The organism is Dechloromonas hortensis (genome assembly GCF_009469765.1).
Classification (GTDB): Bacteria; Pseudomonadota; Gammaproteobacteria; order Burkholderiales; family Rhodocyclaceae; genus Azonexus; species Azonexus hortensis.
Genome location: NZ_SSSQ01000012.1, coordinates 63828 through 84665, shown reverse-complemented (window position 1 = coordinate 84665; position 20838 = coordinate 63828). Strand labels below are relative to the sequence as shown.

15 protein-coding genes and 1 tRNA gene are annotated in these 20838 nt (G+C 61.7%); 8 read left to right on the top strand and 8 right to left on the bottom strand.

Annotated elements, in window-relative coordinates:
* Positions 1-63: 63 nt before the first annotated feature.
* Positions 64-1272, top strand: a complete 1209-nt coding sequence (locus GH663_RS16830) for an amino acid aminotransferase (protein ID WP_153132839.1) — start codon at positions 64-66, stop codon at positions 1270-1272.
* Positions 1273-1319: 47 nt separating this feature from the next.
* On the opposite strand, the gene GH663_RS16825 is transcribed toward GH663_RS16830, so the two are convergent.
* Positions 1320-2897 carry an AsmA family protein gene (locus GH663_RS16825; protein WP_211371188.1) on the bottom strand — a complete coding sequence of 526 codons (1578 nt, stop codon included), beginning with the start codon at positions 2895-2897 and terminating at the stop codon, positions 1320-1322.
* Between the two features lie 165 nt (positions 2898-3062).
* Here GH663_RS16825 and GH663_RS16820 point away from each other — a divergent pair.
* The 3 genes from GH663_RS16820 to GH663_RS16810 all read left to right on the top strand — a co-directional run bounded on the left by GH663_RS16820 (position 3063) and on the right by GH663_RS16810 (position 6583).
* Positions 3063-3138: transfer RNA gene (locus tag GH663_RS16820), tRNA-Asn, on the top strand.
* A 467-nt stretch (positions 3139-3605) separates the two neighbouring features.
* The gene (moaA, locus tag GH663_RS16815) at positions 3606-4682 is read left to right on the top strand and encodes a GTP 3',8-cyclase MoaA (protein ID WP_153132837.1); all 1077 of its coding nucleotides are present in this window, start codon (positions 3606-3608) and stop codon (positions 4680-4682) included.
* Between the two features lie 17 nt (positions 4683-4699).
* Positions 4700-6583: a putative bifunctional diguanylate cyclase/phosphodiesterase gene (locus GH663_RS16810; protein ID WP_153132836.1), complete on the top strand. Its 1884-nt coding sequence runs from the start codon at positions 4700-4702 to the stop codon at positions 6581-6583.
* A gap of 134 nt (positions 6584-6717) precedes the next feature.
* On the opposite strand, the gene typA is transcribed toward GH663_RS16810, so the two are convergent.
* From typA to GH663_RS16795, 3 genes are all read right to left on the bottom strand, one after another.
* Positions 6718-8559, bottom strand: coding sequence for a translational GTPase TypA (gene typA, locus GH663_RS16805; protein WP_153132835.1), 1842 nt, complete (start codon positions 8557-8559; stop codon positions 6718-6720).
* Between the two features lie 77 nt (positions 8560-8636).
* Positions 8637-9026 (bottom strand): group II truncated hemoglobin, encoded by a 390-nt coding sequence (locus GH663_RS16800; RefSeq protein ID WP_153132834.1) that lies wholly within the window; start codon positions 9024-9026, stop codon positions 8637-8639.
* Between the two features lie 24 nt (positions 9027-9050).
* On the bottom strand, positions 9051-11288 hold the full coding sequence (locus GH663_RS16795) for a YgiQ family radical SAM protein (RefSeq protein ID WP_170291448.1): 2238 nt from the start codon (positions 11286-11288) through the stop codon (positions 9051-9053).
* 85 nt (positions 11289-11373) lie between these two features.
* Between GH663_RS16795 and GH663_RS16790 the strand changes: the two genes are divergently transcribed.
* The 3 genes from GH663_RS16790 to GH663_RS16780 are packed head-to-tail and all read left to right on the top strand — an operon-like array spanning position 11374 to position 14815.
* The gene (locus tag GH663_RS16790; RefSeq protein ID WP_153132832.1) at positions 11374-11721 is read left to right on the top strand and encodes an STAS domain-containing protein; all 348 of its coding nucleotides are present in this window, start codon (positions 11374-11376) and stop codon (positions 11719-11721) included.
* Positions 11718-12680, top strand: a complete 963-nt coding sequence (locus tag GH663_RS16785; protein ID WP_153132831.1) for an MBL fold metallo-hydrolase — start codon at positions 11718-11720, stop codon at positions 12678-12680. Before GH663_RS16790 ends, GH663_RS16785 begins: the two co-directional genes overlap by 4 nt.
* Entirely contained in the window at positions 12677-14815 is a 2139-nt protein-coding gene (locus GH663_RS16780; protein ID WP_153132830.1) for a CHASE2 domain-containing protein, read from the top strand. The genes GH663_RS16785 and GH663_RS16780 overlap by 4 nt, the downstream gene beginning before the upstream one ends.
* Here GH663_RS16780 and GH663_RS16775 read toward each other — a convergent pair.
* Together GH663_RS16775 and GH663_RS16770 are read right to left on the bottom strand one after the other, a co-directional pair.
* Positions 14812-15402, bottom strand: coding sequence for an OmpA family protein (locus tag GH663_RS16775; protein ID WP_170291447.1), 591 nt, complete (start codon positions 15400-15402; stop codon positions 14812-14814). The genes GH663_RS16780 and GH663_RS16775 overlap by 4 nt on opposite strands.
* Entirely contained in the window at positions 15392-15850 is a 459-nt protein-coding gene (locus GH663_RS16770; RefSeq protein ID WP_246181622.1) for a FecR family protein, read from the bottom strand. Before GH663_RS16770 ends, GH663_RS16775 begins: the two co-directional genes overlap by 11 nt.
* Positions 15851-15868: 18 nt before the next feature.
* Here GH663_RS16770 and GH663_RS16765 point away from each other — a divergent pair, with 18 nt between their 5' ends.
* Positions 15869-16267, top strand: a complete 399-nt coding sequence (locus GH663_RS16765) for an ATP-binding protein (RefSeq protein ID WP_170291446.1) — start codon at positions 15869-15871, stop codon at positions 16265-16267.
* Here the strand turns inward: GH663_RS16765 and GH663_RS16760 are convergent.
* Together GH663_RS16760 and GH663_RS16755 are read right to left on the bottom strand one after the other, a co-directional pair.
* Entirely contained in the window at positions 16264-18750 is a 2487-nt protein-coding gene (locus tag GH663_RS16760) for an ABC transporter permease (RefSeq protein WP_153132827.1), read from the bottom strand. The two genes, GH663_RS16765 and GH663_RS16760, sit on opposite strands and share 4 nt — an antisense overlap.
* Positions 18747-20834, bottom strand: coding sequence for a putative bifunctional diguanylate cyclase/phosphodiesterase (locus tag GH663_RS16755; RefSeq protein ID WP_153132826.1), 2088 nt, complete (start codon positions 20832-20834; stop codon positions 18747-18749). Before GH663_RS16755 ends, GH663_RS16760 begins: the two co-directional genes overlap by 4 nt.
* Positions 20835-20838: the final 4 nt, after the last annotated feature.

The following is a 20838-nucleotide window of genomic DNA, read 5'->3' as shown; positions in this document are numbered from 1 at the left end:
CGGTTTCTCTCGCGCGGCAAGGTTGCAGCGTGAATATTGTGCCTATTATTCCATGGAGTCCTTATGTCCTCTTCGATCTTTGCTGCGGTGGAAATGGCCCCGCGTGATCCGATCCTCGGTCTGAACGAATCATTCAATGCCGACACCCGTAGCACCAAGGTCAACCTCGGCGTTGGCGTTTACTTCGACGACAATGGCAAGATTCCCTTGCTGGCCGCCGTCAAGGCCGCCGAAGAGGCTCGTTTGAAAGCTGCCCCGCCGCGCGGCTACCAGCCGATTGAAGGCTCGCCGGCCTACAACCAGGCCGTACAAAACCTGCTGCTCGGCAAGGATTCCGCCCTGATCGCCAACGGCCAAGTCATCACCGCCCAGGCCCTTGGCGGCACCGGCGCCCTGAAGATCGGTGCCGATTACCTGAAGCGCCTGTCGCCGAACGCCAAGGTTTACATCAGCGACCCATCCTGGGAAAACCACCGCGCCCTGTTCGAATCGGCCGGTTTTGTCGTTGAAAACTATCCGTACTACGATGCAGCCACCCGCGGCGTCAATTTCACCGGCATGAAGGCCTGCCTGAACAGCCTTGACGCGGGCTCGATCATCATCCTGCACGCCTGCTGCCACAACCCGACTGGCGCCGATCTCACCGACGCCCAATGGCAGGAAGTTGTTGACGTCTGTCGCGCCCGCGGCTTGGTGCCCTTCCTCGACATGGCCTACCAGGGCTTTGCCGATGGTATCGACGCCGATGCCGTTGCCGTCCGCGCCTTCTCCGCTTCGGGTCTGCAATTCTTCGTCTCCAGCTCCTTCTCCAAGAGCTTCTCGCTCTATGGCGAACGCGTCGGCGCCCTCTCCGTCATCACCGCCAGCAAGGAAGAAGCTGGTCGCGTGCTATCCCAGGTCAAGCGTGTCATCCGCACCAACTACTCCAACCCGCCGATCCACGGCGGCGCTCTGGTTGCGGCCGTTCTTTCCTCGCCGGAACTGCGCCAGATGTGGGAAACCGAACTGGCAGGCATGCGCGACCGTATCCGCGCCATGCGTACCGGTCTGGTTGAGGCAATCAAGGCTCAAGGCGTCGCTCAGGACTTCTCCTTTGTTGTTCAGCAACGCGGCATGTTCTCCTACACCGGCCTGACCGCCGCTCAAGTCGAGCGAATGAAGGACGAATTCGGCATCTACGCCGTGTCGACCGGCCGCATCTGCCTCGCCGCCCTGAATACGAAGAACCTGGAATACGTAGCCAAGGCCATTGCAGCCGTCACCAAGGCCTGATTTCAACGACGACAAGCGACAAAGGCAGGACTGCGGTCCTGCCTTTTTTATTTGCTGACTGCGCTTAGATCGGGCAGCTCTCCACTCACCCTGACCGGTGTCCTTATCGTCGACACCGATGTCTGCATAGTGACCGTCAGGTTGCCATCAACCACGCCATCCCGCCCAGCCAGGAACTGGCCGTTTGCCGTGACCATTCCCGCTGTCATCTGAATATCCCGGGCACTGACCAGTCGTGGATTGATCGTTACGTTGGCCCGCAAACGGTCGAACTTGGTCGAGCCCCCCCGCACCACCGCGCCTGGGCCGCGCCGTGCGACTTCGCCAAGATCCAGGCCATGCAGGTTGCCACGGGTAATCTCGGCATCAAGCAAGGCTTCGACATTCCGCCAGAGAGCCGCCCAATCCTGGCCGCTTGAACGCAAACGCAAACTTCCGGCCAACTCACCATCGAGATTCAGGGATGGGATGAAAGCCGCACTCAGCTTCCGGCAATCCACGCGGTTCAAACTCACGTCCCCGGCCATGGCCAATGCCTTGCTCCAGTCGAGCAGCCAACTCCCCTTGATTACCCCCCCCAGAAAGCTACTATCGAACTCATGGATAAGCAGCTTGCCCTTCTGCAGAAGCCCCTTGGCCTGAAGCGCATTGAAACTCACCGTGCTACCGGCCGGCTTCCAGGCAAGGCCATCAATATTGAGCAGAACTCCCTGGGGCCCGGGTATGGCAGCTAGGCGAAGGCTGCGGTCGACGGTCTCAAAAGTCGCTTTTTCAACGCTACCGTCAGGCTTGAAGAGAATTTCACCGGAAAGATCGCGCAGCGACAAATCAAGTGCGCTGACGGTCATTCGCTCAACACGTAACTGACGAACCAGCAATCCGCTGCTACCGAGTGTCGGTGGCGCAGTCCAGAGGGGCAGCGTTGCCAAGCGGTCAGCGATGAACGACGCACCGACGATTTCCATATTGGGCAACACGTGCGGCTGTCTGCCAAGCAACGCGAGTGGCGAAGCGATCCGTATCTGCTCAACCGTCGAGTCCCCAGCGTCGCCGATACGGAGCCGGTCGATTACGAGCATCGGGCGCGGCCAGACTGCAACCCCAACCCCGCCGACATGCACAGGCGTTTGCAAAAGCCGCGACGCTGCAGCCTCGATGCCAGGTCTCAAACTTTGATAGGGGTAGAACAAAACCAGCAGCACAAGAGCTAGGCAAAGGCCACCGGCGCCAAGCAGTAACCATTGCCACAAGCTTTTCCCCTTGCCACGGGAGCCCGGCTCTGCTGCCTCGGCGCCGACCTTTCCAGAACCGGCAGGCAGCCCGGCGCTTGGCAAGATCGGCTTGCCGAAAGTTGAAAAGCTACTGGCCGCACTCTCCTCGGCGACGAACTCGGGAATGGTTTTGGAGCGCGGACCGAAAGTGGAGAATTGGGAGAGCGCCGACACTTGCCCGGTTTTTTGCACCTGACGCTTGCTCTCCTCCCAAACCGAAGCCGCTTCGAGGGTTGGCGCGATGAACCCCCCCTCTTCCAGTTCCCGCAGGGCGTTTTCAACGAGGCGAGGATTGCCGATTTTGACCGCCAACTCTCCAGCACTCAGCTTGCCGTCGACCTGGACCAGCACCATGCGCAAGTTGCGCTGAACGACACGCGTACTCTGCCTAACCGCCTCATCCCCGGTCGGAGTCTTTGCATAAACCAGCCTTGAATCCATTTAAGGGGCTTCTTTTTCTTAAAATGTTATAAAAAACTTGACAGACAAGGGACTCAAAACTATACTGCGCGCCTCTGTTCCTCGATAGCTCAGTCGGTAGAGCGCCGGACTGTTAATCCGTAGGTCCCTGGTTCGAGCCCAGGTCGGGGAGCCAAAATTTGAACGGCCCGCAGCAATGCGGGCCGTTTTCATTTTCAGCGCAGCCATCTCGATTTTCATCTCCCCGCTGCACACAATAATTCCCCACAAAGATTGCCGCACAGAAACAAGCCATCTTGTTTCGAAAAAGGCCTTTAATCCTGCAGTTAGACTAGGCCCATTCTAACCTGCGCGCAAGATTTGCCAAATAGACAAGGCCCGGCCGATCGGCTCAGCGCAACAAATACTGGAGCCGGTCGTAGCGAACAGGAAATCTCCGGCATCATTACACGGCCAGCCACGATGAGCACGGAACAGGTACTCATTGCTGAAAGCACCGTCACGACAGGCAAAGCACGTATAGAATGAACTTTTGCATTTTTGATGTCTCCACTTGTCTGGAGAGTGGTGGATATTGATAATCCATGATCGCCGCACTAAGCCGCTCTCACCTTTGGTCGCACCTTATTTATCGCCCCATTCATGCACAACGAAACCCTGAGGCCCGAATCCACGCCTGCCGACGCCACCGGCTTCAAACCGGTAATCAGCGCCGCCGCCGTCAGCAATCACCCGGCGGGAGCACTGGTAGACAAGTACGGGCGCCGTATCAGTTACGTTCGGCTCTCGATTACCGATCGCTGCGACTTTCGTTGTACTTACTGCATGGCCGAGGAAATGACTTTCCTGCCACGCGACGAGGTGATGAGCCTTGAAGAGTGCCTGCGCGTCGCCACGGTTTTTGTCGGACTTGGGGTAAACAAGCTACGCATCACTGGCGGCGAACCGCTGGTTCGCAAGGACGCGATGTGGCTGATCGAACGACTCGGCGCCCTGCCCGGTCTCGACAATCTGGTCCTGACCACCAATGGCTCCCAACTCGACCGTTTCGCTACCCCGTTACGCGCGGCCGGCGTCAAGCGCCTCAACATCAGCCTCGACACCCTGCGCGCCGACCGCTTCAAGGCCATTACCCGGATAGGCGACATCAAAAAGGTGTTCAGCGGCATCGAGGCGGTCCGGGCGGCCGGCTTCAAGCGTACGAAATTGAACACTGTGATGATGCGCGGCACCAATGATGACGAGTTTGTCGACTTGGTACGTTACGCCGTCGATAACGAACTCGACATCTCCTTCATTGAGGAAATGCCACTCGGCGAAATCCATGGCCGCAGCAATACCTACATATCCTCCGAGGAAACCCGCGACAAACTGGCCGAACATTTCGAACTGATCCCCTCCACCGAATCCTCCGGCGGCCCGGCTCGCTACTGGCGGATACCAGGGTCGGAGTCGCGAATCGGCTTCATCTCGCCCCACAGCCATAACTTCTGCGACACCTGCAACCGGGTGCGCGTAACGGCCAAAGGCGAGCTCTACCCATGTCTTGGCCAAAATGACGCAGCCAACCTGATGCAGGTTCTACGTGCCGACAATAGCGAAGAAGCCTTGCGCCAGGCAATTGTCGACAGCATGGGGATCAAGCCGCTCGGCCATGATTTCACGCAGCAAATGGACTCACCACAGGTTGTTCGCTTCATGTCGATGACTGGCGGCTGAAGAGCGGGCGCTCGGCAGTGCTATTTTCCCGGCTCTCCCGCTCGGCCTCGCTGAAGAATCGCAAGCAGTTGGCAGGCTTTCTTTTCGCCATGATCGTCGCCAGTCTGCTGGGCTCGTTAATGGCACCAGGCGGGCTGTTTTCCGCCTTGTTGGTGGCGAGTCTTTTGGGCTCAGCCCTGTTTGCCTACGGCGGATGGCTGGATTTCCAGTCGATTCGCCGAGCCTACGACATGGCCATGCTTGCCGCACATGACGGCTTCTGGGAATGGGATCCGCTGACCAAAAAACTGCATGTCGGCACCCGCCTGCTCGAGATTCTCGGATATCGCGAAGACTTTCTTCCGGACACAAATGCCTGGCTCAAGCTGGTCCACCCTGAGGATATCGCGATCTACAACAAGGCCGTCGCGCAACACCTGAAGGGGGAAAACGATTTTTTTTACTGCGAGTATCGCGTGCTTGGCAGCGATGCCAACTATCGCTGGATCGCCTCCCGCGGACTGGCGGTTCGCGACAGGAACGGCAAGGCTTACCAAATGGTCGGCTCGGTCACCGACATCACCGATCGTCGCCAGCACCAGGAGGAAATGGAGTTTCTCGCCCAGCACGACGCACTGACCGGCCTGCCCAACCGCCTGCTGTTCGCCGAGCATTTGCAGGAAGCGCTCGGGCTGGCCAAAAGCTCAGGCAAGAAGTTGGCCGTCCTCTTCATTGATCTCGACCGATTCAAGAACATCAATGACACCCTTGGTCACCGGGCCGGCGACCAGTTGCTGCAACTGGTCGCGCAATGCCTGCGCAGCGAGATGCCCTCCGGTTGTAGCCTGTACCGACAAGGCGGCGATGAGTTCATCGTGCTGATTACCTCGATCAACGACGCCAAGGAGGCGGTCGATACCGCCCTCTTGCTCAAGGAAAAGATCACCGCACCGCTCGCCGGTGGCGAGAACGATTTTTTTACCAGCGCCAGCATCGGTATCAGTATTTTTCCCGAAGACGCCAGCGATGGTGAAACCCTGCTCCGTCACGCCGACACGGCCATGTACGAAGCCAAAGCAGCCGGAGGCAATGCTATCCGCTCGCATACGCCAGTCATGGACCAACGGGTCACTTTCCGGATGTCACTGGAAACTCGGCTGCGCCGCGCCTTGCAGGAAGCGCAGTTCGAATTGCATTATCAGCCACAGGTTGACGCGACCAGCGGCAAGCTGATTGGTGCCGAGGCTCTGATTCGCTGGCACGACGGTGAAAATTCGATTCGCCCGGACCAGTTCATTCCCGTTGCCGAAGAAAGCGGCCTGATCATCCCGATCGGCGAATGGGTTATCGAATGCGCCATTGCCCAGATTGCCGCATGGCGCGAGCGCTTTGGTGAGATTCCGCCCATCGCCATCAATCTGTCGCCCCGCCAGTTTTGGCGCCCATCGGTTTCGCGCCACATCATCGAGCGCATGCAGGCTGCGAACCTGCCCAGTTCAGCCCTTGAGGTCGAAATCACCGAGTCGGTACTGCTCGATGCCGATGGCGGCAGTATCGACGAACTCATGCAGCTACGCGCGGCAGGCATCGCCATCGCCCTGGATGATTTCGGCACCGGCTACTCCTCACTTTCTTACCTGCAGCGCCTGCCGATCAGCACCCTGAAAATCGACCGCTCCTTCATCAACAACCTCGTGCTGGATGATGGATCGTCAGGGAGCGAGCCACTGGTTCGCGCCATCATTGCCATGGCCAAGAGCTTGTCACTCAGCATCGTGGCCGAAGGTGTCGAAACCCAACCCCAACACCGGCAACTGAGAACCCTGGGCTGCGACATCATTCAGGGCTACCTGATCAGTCGACCGCTCGCCGCCACGGAATTTGCCGACAAATTTCTCGTCGACCGCAGCACTCAGGGCTAGGCACAACCTTTCCCCCCAGGTCCATACCCTGCTACTGCAATCGAGATCAATGGCACAAACAAAAAAGGCGACCCATTGGGTCGCCTTTTTGCACTGCGCCACCAACTTGGCTGGCAGCACGGAATCCGCGCTATTTACAGACCGCGCACGGCGCGCTTGCGCTCGATTTCGGTCAGGTAGCGCTTGCGCAGACGAATCGACTTCGGCGTCAGCTCGACCAGCTCGTCTTCTTCAATGAACTCGACAGCAGCTTCCAGGCTCAACTGAACGGCCGGCACCAGGCGCACGGCTTCGTCAGTACCGGAAGCACGGACGTTGGTCAGCTGCTTGCCCTTGATCGGGTTCACGACGAGGTCGTTTTCACGGCTATGGATACCGATGATCATGCCTTCGTACAGCTTGTCGCCCGGCACGACGAACATGCGGCCGCGATCCTGCAGCTTCCACAGCGCATACGCGACGGCTTCACCGTTATCCTGGGAAATCAGTACGCCATTGCGACGCTCGGCGACATTGCCATCCTTGACCGGAGCGTATTCGTCGAAGACGTGGCTCATCAGGCCATTGCCGCGCGTCAGGTTCATGAACTCGCCCTGGAAGCCGATCAGGCCACGGGCCGGGATGCGGTATTCGATACGGACGCGACCGCGACCGTCCGGCACCATGTCGGTCAGGTCGCCCTTGCGCATACCCAGGCTTTCCATGACGCCACCTTGGGTGTCTTCTTCGACGTCAACCGTCAGCAGTTCATACGGCTCGCACTCGACGCCATTGATGACCTTCTTGACGACGCGCGGACGACCGACAGCCAGCTCGTAGCCTTCGCGACGCATGTTTTCGAGCAGGATGCCAAGGTGCAGTTCGCCACGACCGGACACGTCGAAGACGTCGCCGTTACCCGTGTCATGGACGCGCAGGGCCATATTGGTCAGCAGTTCTTTGTGCAGACGATCACGGATCTGGCGGCTGGTAACGAACTTGCCTTCGGTACCGGCCAGCGGGCTGGTGTTGACCATGAATTGCATGGACAGCGTCGGCTCGTCGATCTTCAGCAGCGGCAGCGATTCCGGCTGTTCCGGATCGGTCACGGTACAGCCGAGCACCAGGTCTTCGATACCGGTGATCTGGACGATGTCGCCGGCGTGGCCTTCTTCCAGCTCAACCTTGTTCAGACCCTTGTAGCCGAAGACCTGGCCAATCTTGGCCTTGATCGGGGTGCGCTCGTGTTCGGCCGCTTCTTCTTCGGTACCGAACATGACCAGGACGTTCTGGCCGGTCTTTACCTTGCCGCGATTGATCTTGCCGACACCGATCCGACCAACATAGGAGGAGTAATCGAGGGCGGTAATCTGCAGTTGCAGCGGGGCTTCGATATCGGTATCCGGAGCCGGCACATGGCGCAGGATGGTGTCAAACAGCGGCTTCATGTTTTCGCGCGGCTGATCGAGCTCCATCGCCGCCCAGCCATTGAGGCCGGAAGCGTAAACGATGGGGAAGTCGAGCTGCTCGTCGGTGGCGCCCAGCTTGTCGAACAAGTCGAAGGTCAGATTGACCGCTTGATCGGGGTCGGCACCGTCGCGGTCGACCTTGTTGACCAGAACGATCGGGCGCAGGCCAAGCGCCAGAGCCTTCTTGGTGACGAAACGGGTTTGCGGCATCGGGCCTTCAGCGGCGTCGACCAGCAGAACCACGCCATCAACCATGCCCAGCACGCGCTCGACTTCACCGCCGAAGTCGGCGTGGCCCGGGGTGTCAACGATGTTGATGTGAACGCCTTCGTACTCGACCGCGGTGTTCTTGGAGAGAATCGTGATACCACGTTCTTTTTCCAGATCGTTGGAGTCCATGACGCACTCGACCAACTGTTGGTGAGCGGCAAAAGTACCGGACTGGCGGAGCAGCTGGTCGACCAGGGTGGTTTTACCGTGGTCAACGTGGGCGATGATGGCGATGTTGCGAATCGGACGAGCGGACATGGGATTGGGAATGGCCTGAAAAATCAAAGGCGTGATTCTACCACCCCATGCTGCGACGCAACATCCCCGATCCGCTTTTATCCTTCTTTATTGCGCATGAAGTCGGCAGTGTTGAAGAAATTATTCAGCAGCACCTTGCGAATATCTTCCTCGATGCCAACGTCGCCCATCGCCAGCACCATGCAGGCGACCCACTGATCGCGCTCCTGGGTGCCGATGGTAAACGGCATGTGGCGCGCCCGCAGACGCGGATGACCGAACTTTTCAACGAACAGGTCCGGCCCGCCGAACCAGCCGGAGAGGAACATATAGAGCTTGTCGCGCGAGCCCTGCAGGCTCTCCGGGTGCATGGCGCGCAATTCGGCGAATTGCGGCGTGGTGTCCATCAGTTCGTAAAAGCGGTCGCAAAGCTTGCCGACGACGGCATCGCCGCCGATTTTTTCGTAGATGGTGCTAGTGTTTTCCATGACTATTTGAGCAAAAAATAAAGTTTAGGCCTTACGGGCCGGCCCGCGCGCCCGTTGTGGCGTTGTTGGCTTACCAAAAGCAGGACGCCCGGTACCGGGCTGGCGTAGCGGTTTTTGCTCGCCACGCGGCTTGCCCGCTGCTTTTGGGTTTTGCCCCGTCCTGGCTGGTTGACCGCAGGACTTGCCGGGAACGCCGGCCGGCTGCCAGGCCGGGATCAACTGCTTCTTGCCATTGCCGATCAAGTCGGCTCGGCCCATTTCCCTCAGGGCCTCGCGCAGCAGCGGCCAGTTGACCGGGTCGTGGTAGCGCAGGAAAGCCTTTTGCAGCTTGCGCTGACGGCCGTTACGCACCGCCCCGACCACTTCGCCACCGTTGCGCTGCAGCTTCTTCAGCGGATTGCGCTCGGTATGGTACATCGTCGTCGCCAGCGCCATCGGGGTCGGCACGAAAGCCTGCACCTGATCAAGACGGAAGTTGTTCTTCTTCAGCCATAGTGCCAAGTTCAGCATATCCTCATCGGTACTGCCCGGGTGGGCGGCGATGAAATACGGGATCAGGTACTGTTCCTTGCCGGCCTCGCGCGAGAACCGGTCGAACAACTGCTTGAAGCGGTCGTAAGAACCGATGCCCGGCTTCATCATCTTCGACAGCGTGCCCTCTTCGGTGTGCTCGGGCGCGATTTTCAGGTAGCCGCCGACGTGGTGGGTAACCAGTTCCTTAATGTACTCGGGCGAACGGACGGCGAGGTCGTAGCGCAGGCCGGAACCGATCTGGACTTTCTTGACGCCCTTGATCGAACGCGCGCGGCGGTACAGCGAAATCAGCTGCGAGTGATCGGTGTTCATGTTCTCGCAGATGTCCGGATAGACGCAGGACAGCCGGCGGCAGGCCGATTCGATCTTCTCGTCCTTGCACTTGAGGTGGAACATGTTGGCGGTCGGCCCGCCCAAATCGGAGACAACGCCGGTGAACCCCGGTGTCTTGTCGCGCATTTCCTCGATTTCGCGGATCACCGAATCCTCGGAACGGCTCTGGATGATGCGTCCTTCGTGCTCGGTGATCGAACAGAATGTACAGCCGCCGAAACAGCCGCGCATGATATTGACCGAGAAACGGATCATCTCCCAGGCCGGGATCTTGGCCTCGCCGTAGCTCGGATGCGGCCGGCGGGCATAAGGCAATTCGTAGACCTGGTCGAGCTCTTCGGTGCTGAGCGGGAACGGCGGCGGATTCAGCCAGACATCGCGCTCGCCGTGCGCCTGGACCAGCGCCCGCGCATTGCCGGGGTTGGACTCAAGGTGCAAGGTACGCGAGGCATGGGCGTAGAGCACCGGGTCGTCCTTGACCTGCTCGTAGGACGGTATACGGACGACGGTGTGGGCGCGGCGTTCCTTGCGAGCGGCCAGGCGCTCGGCGCGCGACACGATACGCACCGGATGCTCACCAGGCGGCGGGGCTGTGGTCGACGCAGAATCCTGGCCATTTTTCAGATCGCTTTCCATCGCATATGGATCTGCGTGCTTGGCCAGCGGTCCCGGCGTATCGACCTCGGTCGAATCCATCACGTCCCAGTCGTCGGAAGGCAGCCAGCCGGGCGAGACCATGAAGGCGGTACCGCGCAGGTCGCGGATTTCCGAAATTTTTTCGCCCTTAGCCAGGCGATGCGCCACTTCGACGACAGCACGCTCGGCATTGCCGAAGATCAGCAGGTCGGCCTTCGAGTCGGGCAGCACCGAACGGCGTACCTTGTCCGACCAGTAGTCGTAATGGGCGATGCGGCGCAGGCTGGCCTCAATCGAGCCGACGATGATCGGCGTTCCCGGAAAAGCTTCGCGGCAACGCTGGGCATAAACCGTGACGGCACGATCCGGCCGCTTGTTGGGCTCGGCATTCGGCGTGTAGGCATCGTCGGAGCGGATCTTGCGATCGGCCGTGTAGCGGTTGATCATCGAATCCATGTTGCCGGCGGTGACGCCGAAAAACAGGTTGGGCTTGCCGAGTTTCTTGAAATCGGCGGCCGAATTCCAGTCCGGCTGAACCAGGATGCCGACGCGGAAGCCCTGCGCCTCGAGCAGGCGGCCAATCAGCGCCATGCCAAAGCTGGGGTGGTCGATATAGGCGTCACCGGTCACCAGAATGATGTCGCAGGAATCCCAGCCCAAGGCATCCATTTCGGCGCGGGACATGGGCAGGAAAGGGGCGGGACCGAAGCGGTGGGCCCAGAACTTACGGTGACCGAAGAGCGGCCGAACGACTTGCATATTTGAATCCATACAATATTTTACCTGAGCCCTTTGGGTGGCATGGCATACTCTTTATTTTCTGTGGCTGTGTTTTCAGGCGATGATGCATCTTCCTACCCGCGAACAGTCCGGCGTTCTGATCGTTTCCGTCAGCGGCCGCATAGACCACATTGCGAGCGAAGAGTTCACTAAAGCACTCGATCCCTTGCTCGCCAATTGCGTTCCTGGGCAGCCGCCACTCCTGCTCGACTTCTCCGGCGTCGAATACATCAGCAGTGCCGGCCTGCGCGTACTGATGATCGCTTCGCGGCGCGCCAAGGGCCAGCGCGGCGTTTTTGCCATCGCTGCCTTGCAACCATTGGTGCAGGAGGTTTTTGCGATCAGCCGCTTCAATCTGATCATGCCCTGCTACGTCAGCCTGGATGCCGCCTGCAAGGTGCTCGGCGCATGAAGAAGGTGTGCTTCTGGGGCACCCGCGGCTCCCTGCCGGTTTCCCTGACCGCCCGCGATGTCCGCGAAAAGATCATTTCGGCCCTGACCGCCGCCAACGGCAAGTCCTTCAAGACGCCCGCCGCCCTCAACGAATTCGTCGCCACGCTGCCGTTCAGCACGACCGGTACCTTTGGCGGCAACTCGTCATGCGTCGAAATCATCAATGGCGGCGCCGAGCATTTCATCTGCGATATGGGCAGCGGCGCCCGTCCGCTCGGCCAGGCCAAGATCGCCACCTACGGCGTGCCCAACCCGCAGACTTACCACATCTTCATTTCCCACCTGCACTGGGATCACCTGATGGGCTTTCCGTACTTCGCGCCCATGTACATTCCCGGCAACCGCATCGTCATTCACGGCTGCCACGCCCGGCTCGAAGAGGCGATCCGCCTGCAGATGCGCTCGCCCTGCTTTCCGGTCGATTATTCCCAGGCCGGCGCCCGTATCGAGTTCGACCTGATGACGCCGGACAAGGCGCATTACATTGCCGGCATCAACGTCACCCCCAAGCTGCAACTGCACGCCGGCGACTCTTACGGCTACCGTTTCGAAAGCATCGAGCGGACCGTGGTTTATTCGACCGACTGCGAGCATCAACTGGACGATCTCGTCGAGCGCGAAGCCTGCGTCAAGTTCTTCGCCGGCGCCGACCTGGTCATTTTCGACGCCATGTATTCGCTGGCCGAAGCCGTCTCGGTCAAGGCCGACTGGGGTCATTCCAGCAACGTCGTCGGCGTCGAACTGTGCCAGGCCGCCGGCGCCCGCCGGCTGGCGCTGTTTCACCACGAACCGGCGCATGACGACATTCAGTTGAACCGCTTGCTGGCCGAAACCCGCCGCCTCGAACAGATCACTCGGGGCGACCAGCCAGCACTGGAAGTCATTTCCGCCTACGACGGACTGACCGTCACGCTGTGAAACGCCTGCCCGGCACCGCCCTGCTTCGGGCCGGCCGTGGCCTGGCCTTGCCGATCCTGCTGCTACTCAGCGCTGCGCTCGCGCTGGAGAATATTGAGGCGACGCCGCTGGCCAGCCTGCGCAACGCCCAGTTCGACCGCTATCAGAGGCAAATGCCCCGGCAGCGCGACAACGAACCGGTCATCGTCGTCGGTATCGACAGCCAGAGCCTGTCTGCGCATGGTCAATGGCCGTGGTCGCGCGAACTGCTCGCCGAACTGACCAAGAAAATCCTCGCCGGGCAACCGCTGGCACTGGGCATCGACATCGTCTTTGCCGAACCTGATCGCTACAGCCCAGGCATCCTCGGCGAAAAGCTGGCCGGACTGCCGCGCAACATTCTGGCCAAGCTCCCCGAACCTGACAATGTGTTCGCCGAAGCGCTGGGTGACGGTCCGACCGTGTTGGCCGTGGTCGGCTTGGCCAATCCCCTGCCCGGCTCGCGCCCACCGCACAAACCCTTGGCGCTGCTGGCTGGTGGCGACCTGGCCCGGCAACCGATCGCCCGCTTTCCCTCCGCGGTGGTCAGCCGGCCGATGCTGGAAAAGGCAGCCAGTGGCGAAGGTTTCATCAATGCCAGTCCGGATGCCTTGCGCTCAAGCAGCGAGCGCGGGGTGCTGCGCCGCGTTCCGACCCTGGCCTTCATCGACCAGCAGCCGTTCCTGCCGCTTTCGCTGGAAATGCTCCGCCTGGCGCTGGGCAGTGAAGGGCAAACCGTACCCGAATTCGGCCGACACGGCATGAGCGGCCTCCGTATCGGCGACTACCGCTTGCCGACGCAGGGCAACGGCGACTTGCTGATTCATTACGGCAAGGCCAGTTCGCATTACTACCTGTCGGCGGCCGATGTGCTGGCCGGGGTACATGCGCCCGAAATCTTCCGGTCGCGCTTCGTCATTCTCGGCTTCAACAGCACCGGCCTGCAGGACAGTATCGTCACACCGCTTGGCGAGATCGTCCCCGGCGTCGATATCCACGTTCAGGTCATCGAAAGCATGCTGAGCGGTGCCGCGCTGCAACGACCGTACTGGCTGCCCAGGCTCGAACTCGCCGCCCTGCTGCTCGGCGGCCTGCTACTGATCGTCGCCGTACCGGCCTTGCGGCCGCGCCTGGCGGTGCTCAGTTACAGCGGCCTGGCCACCCTGCTGATCGGCGGCGGCTACCTTGCCTTCTATTCCGGCCAGTGGCTGTTCGATGGACCATCCCTCAGCCTGCTGCTCAGCCCGGTCTTTGTTTCACTGCTCGGCAGCACCCTGATCGAGGCCGACGCCAAACGCCGGCAGGCCGAACGCGAACTCCAGGATAGTCGCGAAGCCGCCGCCCGTACCGCCGGCGAACTGGATGCGGCACGCCGTATTCAGATGGGCCTGCTGCCCGACCCGCAGGCCCTCTTTGCCGAAGAAAACCGCTTTGCCGTCGCCGCCCTGCTCGAACCGGCCCTCGCCGTCGGCGGCGACTACTACGATTGCTTCATGCTCGACGAAGACCGGCTGTGCGTGGTGATCGGCGACGTCTCCGGCAAAGGCATTCCAGCCAGCCTGTTCATGGCCATTTCCAAAACGCTGACCGGCACCCTGACCCGCCTCGAAAGCGATCTCGGCCAAGCCATCCGCGATGTCGAACGGGAACTCAACCGGGAGAATCCGGAATACCTGTTCGTCACCGCCTTTGTCGCCGTGCTCGATGCCGCTAGCGGACAACTGAATTTCGTCTGCGCCGGGCACGATGCACCGCTGCTGGTGCGGCGGGGGACGATTTCAAAAGTCGCCACGCAGACTCATGGCGGTCCGCCACTCTGTGCGACCGACAGCTACCCCTATCGGGCCGATCAGATGCAACTGGAACCGGGCGACCTGCTATGCCTGTTTACCGATGGCGTCACCGAAGCCAGCGACGGCCAGTCGCTGTTTGGTGGCGAACGCCTGGCCGCAGCGCTGCTCCGCCACCGGGAAAAGGCCCCGCCCGATCTGCTTGCCGCCTTGCGCGATGACGTGCGCGATTTCGAGGCAGGCCATCCGGCGGCGGACGACCTGACCCTGCTAATGCTCAATTACTGCGGTCAACCGGCTAAAACAGCGAAAAATGGAGCGCTTTAGCGCAGGTTGATTTCAACCCGCCGGTTCGCCGGCTCATCGACCTCGTCCGCTGTCGGCACCAGCAGTTCGCGCTCGCCGCGTCCGACCACCTCCATCTTCTCGCCCGCGACACCGGCCTCGGCCAGCAAGTCGCGCACCGACTCGGCGCGCTTCAGCGACAAGGCATCGTTGCCCTGACTATTGCCGACCGTGTCGGTATGGCCGATCACCATGACCTCGGCTGCCGCCCGCTCGCCGACTTCGGCGCGCAGCTTGGCAAACTCGGCCTGCGATTCGGCAGTCAACTGATTGCTGCCGACCTCGAAATACAGGACATAGCTTTTCGGCCGCAGCGGCTGGGCGGCCAGCGCAGCACCGAAGCGCTCCTGGACATGTTCCGTGCTGGCCTGGTAGGTCTCGTTGGCACCGCCCCGGCGCGCCGTCGCCGCATAGGGCCGGTCGAGGCGGATTTCGCCGCCGGCACCGCGGACGACGACGGCACCCGGGCGACCGTCGGCCGAGGGCAGCAGCACGATGCGCTCGCTGGCACAACCGGCCACCAGCAAAACAGCCAGCACCAACACGGGCAAACGCAGATCAGTCCTCACGGCCGTCTCCCACTTCGATGACGAACTCCGTGCCGCGCACGCCGAGCACCGAAGTCGGCGTATGGAAATCGACGGATTCCGGCGTCTTCTTGGCGATCTTGCCGCTGGCCACCGACAGCGTGCCCTTACGAATGCCGACCGACATCCGGCCGTCCGTCGTCGTGCTGTCGAAGGCAAACTTGTCGATGGTGATCAGCGAATTCGGCCCGGCCGACAACAGCGTGCTGTCCCGCAAGGTAACGCCGACCGCGCCGTCGCTGCCGGTGCGCAGCTTGTCGGCGACGAGCACCGGCGTACCGACCACCGCGATCAGCTTCTGCCCGTCGCGCTCCAGCGTCACCGTCCCCTTGCTGGTCTTGATCATGCCTGCCGATTCGGCTGCCTGCGCCGTGCCGAAGATGCCCAGTACAAGCAGCATACAGGCGGCAAGCCGATGTGTTTTAATCATGCTGGATCCCAAAAAGATATGTCTGCCCATTTTACGGAATTTTCTGTCAGCGCGCGTTACGCCGAACTGCCTGGCCTGATGCGCGAAATCGCCCGCCAGACGGCCGAATTCGGCTGTCCGGCCGGTGCCTGCGAACGCCTGCAACTGGTCGTTGAAGAACTGTTCACCAATACCATTGCACATGGTTATGGTGGCGAATGCACTGCGCTTATCCAGATTGGCCTGAGTCGCAGCAGCGACCGCCTAACCCTGCGCTACATCGACCAGGCCATCCCGTTCGACCCCGGCAAAATTGCCCCTGCAACGGTGTCGACCGCAGCAGTCGGCGGTCTCGGCCTCGGCCTGATCCAGGGCATGAGCAAACGCATCCGTTACCAGCGCCTCGGCCCGCACAATGTGACCGAGCTCGACTTTTAGGCCCCGGCCCGCAGCGCCAGCAAGGGCGGCGTCTGCAGCAGGCGGCGCATGGCCAGCCAGCCGACCGCCACGCTCAGCACCGCGCCCCCCGCGGCCGAGTACAGCAGCAAGAGCGGATCGAAGGGCAGGCTCAACTCGAAGACCCGGCGGGCAATGACCTGCCCGAGTGCACTGGCGCCGAGGGCGGCGATCAGGCCGGCTGTCGTGCCGGTCACCGCCAGTTCGGTCAACATCGCCTGCCGCAACTGCCGGCGATGCGCCCCGAGGGCGCGCATGATCGCCAGTTCATAACGCCGCTCGTCGAACGCGCTGGCCAGTGCCGAATAGAGCACGATGGCACCGGCGAGCAGCGTGAACAAGAAGATGAACTGCACGGCCCCGGCCACCTGGCCGACGATGCCCTGAAACTGCCGCAGCACGGCACCGACGTCGATGATGGTCAGATTGGGAAACTGCATGACCAGCTGGCGCCCAAAGGCCTGTTGCGCCTCGGGCAGATGAAAGCTGGTGATGTAGCTGGTCGGGGCATCATCAATGACGCCAGGCGGGGTCAGCACGAAGAAATTGACCCGCATCGAATCCCAGTCGAGCCGCCGCAAGCTGCTCACGACGACCCGCTTTTCCTGATCGGCGACCATGAAGACCAGTTCGTTGCCGAGCCCGATGCCAAGGGTTTGGGCCAGCCCTTCCTCGACCGAGGCCAGCCCCTGTCCTGCGTCGTTCGGCCCGAACCAGCGGCCGGCGACCAGCCGGTTGCCGGGCGGCGGATCGCTGCGCCAGGACAGGTTGAACTCCCGCTCGATCAGGCGCTGCGCCCGCTCGTCATCCGGGTAGCTGGCCGCACTGACCGGCCGCCCGCCAATCTCGATCAGCCGGGCGCGCACCATCGGCGACAGCTCGGCCTTGATGCCGGCCTGCGCCAGGCGCTCGCCCAGGCTGGGCAATTGATCGGGCTGGATGTTGATGACAAAACGATTCGGGGCATCGGATGGCACCGCTTTTTGCCAGGTTTCGAGCAGTTGACCGCGGGTCACGGTCAGCAACAGCATCGCCATCAGACCGATGGCCAGGGCGACGATCTGCAGGGCGCTGGCCGAGCGATGCCGTGCCAGGCTGGCCAGCCCCTGGCGCCAGCCGAAGCCGCCGCCACTGCGCAGGCCGGCAATCGCCCCAACCGCCAGCCGGGCGAGCGACCAGAAGACCAGCAGCGCCCCGGCAAAGCCGAGCACGGCCAGGCCACCGAGCCGGCGGTCGCCGGCGACCAGCACCATCAGGCCGGCCAGCAAAAGCAGGCCCAGCGCGTAACCGCCGAGCAGGAAAGGCGTCGGCGGCCCAAGCTCGCGGCGCAAGACGCGCAGGGTCGGCACCTTGCTCAGTTGCAACAACGGCGGAAAAGCAAAACCGAACAGCAGCACTGCCGCCACCGCGGCCCCCTGCCCCAGCGGCAGCCAGCCCGGCAAGGGCAGATTGATCGCCAGCAAGCTGCCGAGCCAGCGCAGCAGCACGAAATGGGTGGCAAAGCCCAGTATCGCACCCAGCCCGATGGCGAGCAGCGCCAGCCAGATGAACAAGGCGGCATGCAAGCGGATCAGGCCGAACTGGGTGATGCCGAAGCAGCGCATCACGGCACAGGCATCGAGGTGACGCTGCATGTAGCGGCGGGCGGCCAGCGCGACAGAAACCGCGGACAGCACCACGGTCAGCAAGCTGGCCAAGCCAAGGAAACGCTGCGCCCGGTCGAGCGCGCTGCGAATCTCGGGCCGGGCATTTTGGGCATCTTCGAGGCGTTGACCGCGGGACAGGCGTGCCTCCAGCCATTTCCGGAAACCGGCCACCGCTTTCGGCTCGCCGGTCAGCAGACGGCGGTAGGTGACACGCGAACCGAACTGCACCAGCCCGCTCGATGCAATGTCATCGACGTGCATCAACAGTCGCGGCGCCAGTGCAAACAGATTGAAGCTGCGATCCGGCTCCTGGGTCAGGATGGCGGCGACCTGCAACTGGCGCTGCCCCAAAGTCACCCGATCGCCTGGTGCCGCCTGCAGGGCGGTGGCCAGCCGTTCATCGAGCCAGACGCTGCCGGCTTGCGGCCCTTGCCCGACCGGCTGGCCCGGCTCACCAATTTGCTGTGCTGCCGACAGGCGACCGCGCAGCGGGTAGCTGCTGCTCACCGCCTTGATATCGGCCAACTGCGCCTGGCCGTTGGCCAGCACCATGCTCGGAAAAGTCAGCGTTTCGGCCTGTTCCAGCCCGCGCCGGCGGGCCTCGTCAATCACGGCGGACGGCCATGGCTGGTCGGCAATCAGCACCAGATCGCCGCCCATCAGTTGCTGGGCTTCGCTATCCAGCGCCAGGCGTACGCGGTCGGCAAAGAAGCCAACTGCCGTCACCGCCGCTACCGCCACCACGAGAGCAGCAAAGAGCAGGCGCAACTCGCCAGAGCGTAGTTCGCGGCCGAGCATGCGCCGGGCCAGCCCGATCATACGGGAACCGACCAGCGCGCCCGGAACTCGGCCGGCGCCACGGCCCGTCCATGCAGAAAGCCCTGCAGTTGGTCGCAACCCAGTGCGGCGAGGAAATCCGCCTGCTCGGCGGTTTCGACACCCTCGGCCACCACCTCGAAGTCGAGGCTCCGGGCCAGCGCCATCACCGAACGGATGATCGCCTCGTCGCCCGGATTGCTGCCGATGCCGACAACGAAGGATTGATCGATTTTCAGTTGCTGCACCGGCAGCATTTTCAGGTAGCTGAGCGACGAGTAGCCGGTGCCGAAATCGTCGAGCGCCAGCGTGATACCAAGGCGGCGCAAACGCTCCAGCAACTCGAAGGCATCGTTCACCGCCATCACTACCGACTCGGTGATCTCCAGTTTGAGGCGGGCCGGGTCCATGCCGGTATCGACCAGGATCTGATCGAGGGTATCGATGAACTCCGGCCTTTCCAGTTGCTTGACCGAGAGATTGACCGAGACCTGCGGCAGATCGAAGCCGCTGCCCTGCCATTGCATGACCTGCCGGCAGGTTTCGCGCAACACCCAGTTGCCGAGGCTGACGATAACGCCGGAATCCTCGGCCAGCGGGATGAAGCGCGATGGCGGAACACTGCCTAGTTCCGGGCTGTTCCAGCGGACCAGCGCCTCGGCGCCAACCAGTTCGCCCGTCTGCGTATCGACCTGCGGTTGCAGATGGACGGACATTTCGCCGTTTTCCAGCGCCCGGCGCAGCAGGTTTTCCATTCGGATGCGCTCTTGGGCATCGCGCGTCATTTCCGGGGTGTAGAAGTGGAACTGGCCGCGCCCGATGGCCTTGGCGCGATACATCGCGGTATCGGCATTGCGCATCAGGTCGACCACGCTTTGCCCGTCGCCCGGGAAAAGGCTGATCCCGACCGATGTCGACAGGAACAGCTCATGGCTACCCAACTGGAAAGGCTGCTCGAAGACATCGATGATTTCCTCGACCAGTGTCGCCACATCGCGCTCGTTGTGCACACCCTCCATCAGGCAGATGAACTCGTCGCCGCCCAGGCGGGCCAGCATGTCGATCAACTTGACGTTGTCGCCGATGCGGGCGGCAACGGCAACGAGCAGTTCGTCGCCGACGCTGTGCCCCAGCGAGTCGTTGACCTGCTTGAACTGGTCGAGGTCGACGAAGAGCACGGCCAGACGCTGGCCGTTCCGTTCCGCATCAAGCAGGCTTTGGTCGAGGCGCTCGATGAAACAGCGACGATTGGCCAGTCCGGTCAGTGGATCGTGGTAGGCCAGATAATTCAGCTTGCTTTCGGCCTGGCGGCGCTCGGCAATTTCAGCTTCGAGCTGCTTATTGGTGCGCTTCAGTTCCAGCGTCCGCGCTTCGACCTGGATTTCCAGGGTATCGCGCGCCGCCTTGATGCGCCCTTCCTGATCGGTCAGGATTTTCTGAGCCCGGCGCACGACCAGGAACTGCATCAGATAAAGCCCGCCAAAAATACAAGCAACGCCGCCCGTCACCCACCACAGGGTACGACTCAGCAACTGCATGAAGGGCGTGACATCCTGATAGAGCTCGAGCACGCCTTCGATCGCCGCATTTGTACCGCGCACCGGGATGTAGCTGGCCAGCGTATCGGCCTCGGCCAGCCCCCGATCCGTACCGTAGGGCGAGTCGCGCAAGATCAGTTCGCTGCTCACGTTGCCATGCATGGCCGTGCGAAAACCGTTGTTATCGAAACGGTTCTCGCCTATCTGCTCCGGATCGGTCGAGAATATGACCGTACCGAGGCGGTTATACAGCTTGACCTTGACCACTGCTGTATTCCGCATCAGGGCGGTAACGCTGGCCTGCATCTGCCGCTCCTCCCCGGATTGCCGCAGAAAGGCAGCATCCTTGCCGATCGAGGCCAGCATCAGCGCCTCCAGCGGGGTCGTCAGCGAATTCCGGAAGACCTGGGCCATCGCCACGTTGCGGTCCTCGGCCAGTTCGGTCATCTGCTGGATCGCCAACTGGCGGTAAAGCGGCCCGAGAATGCCTGCGGCCAGCACGATAAGGATGAAACTGACCGTCGAGAAGTAACGCGAGAGATTGAACATATAT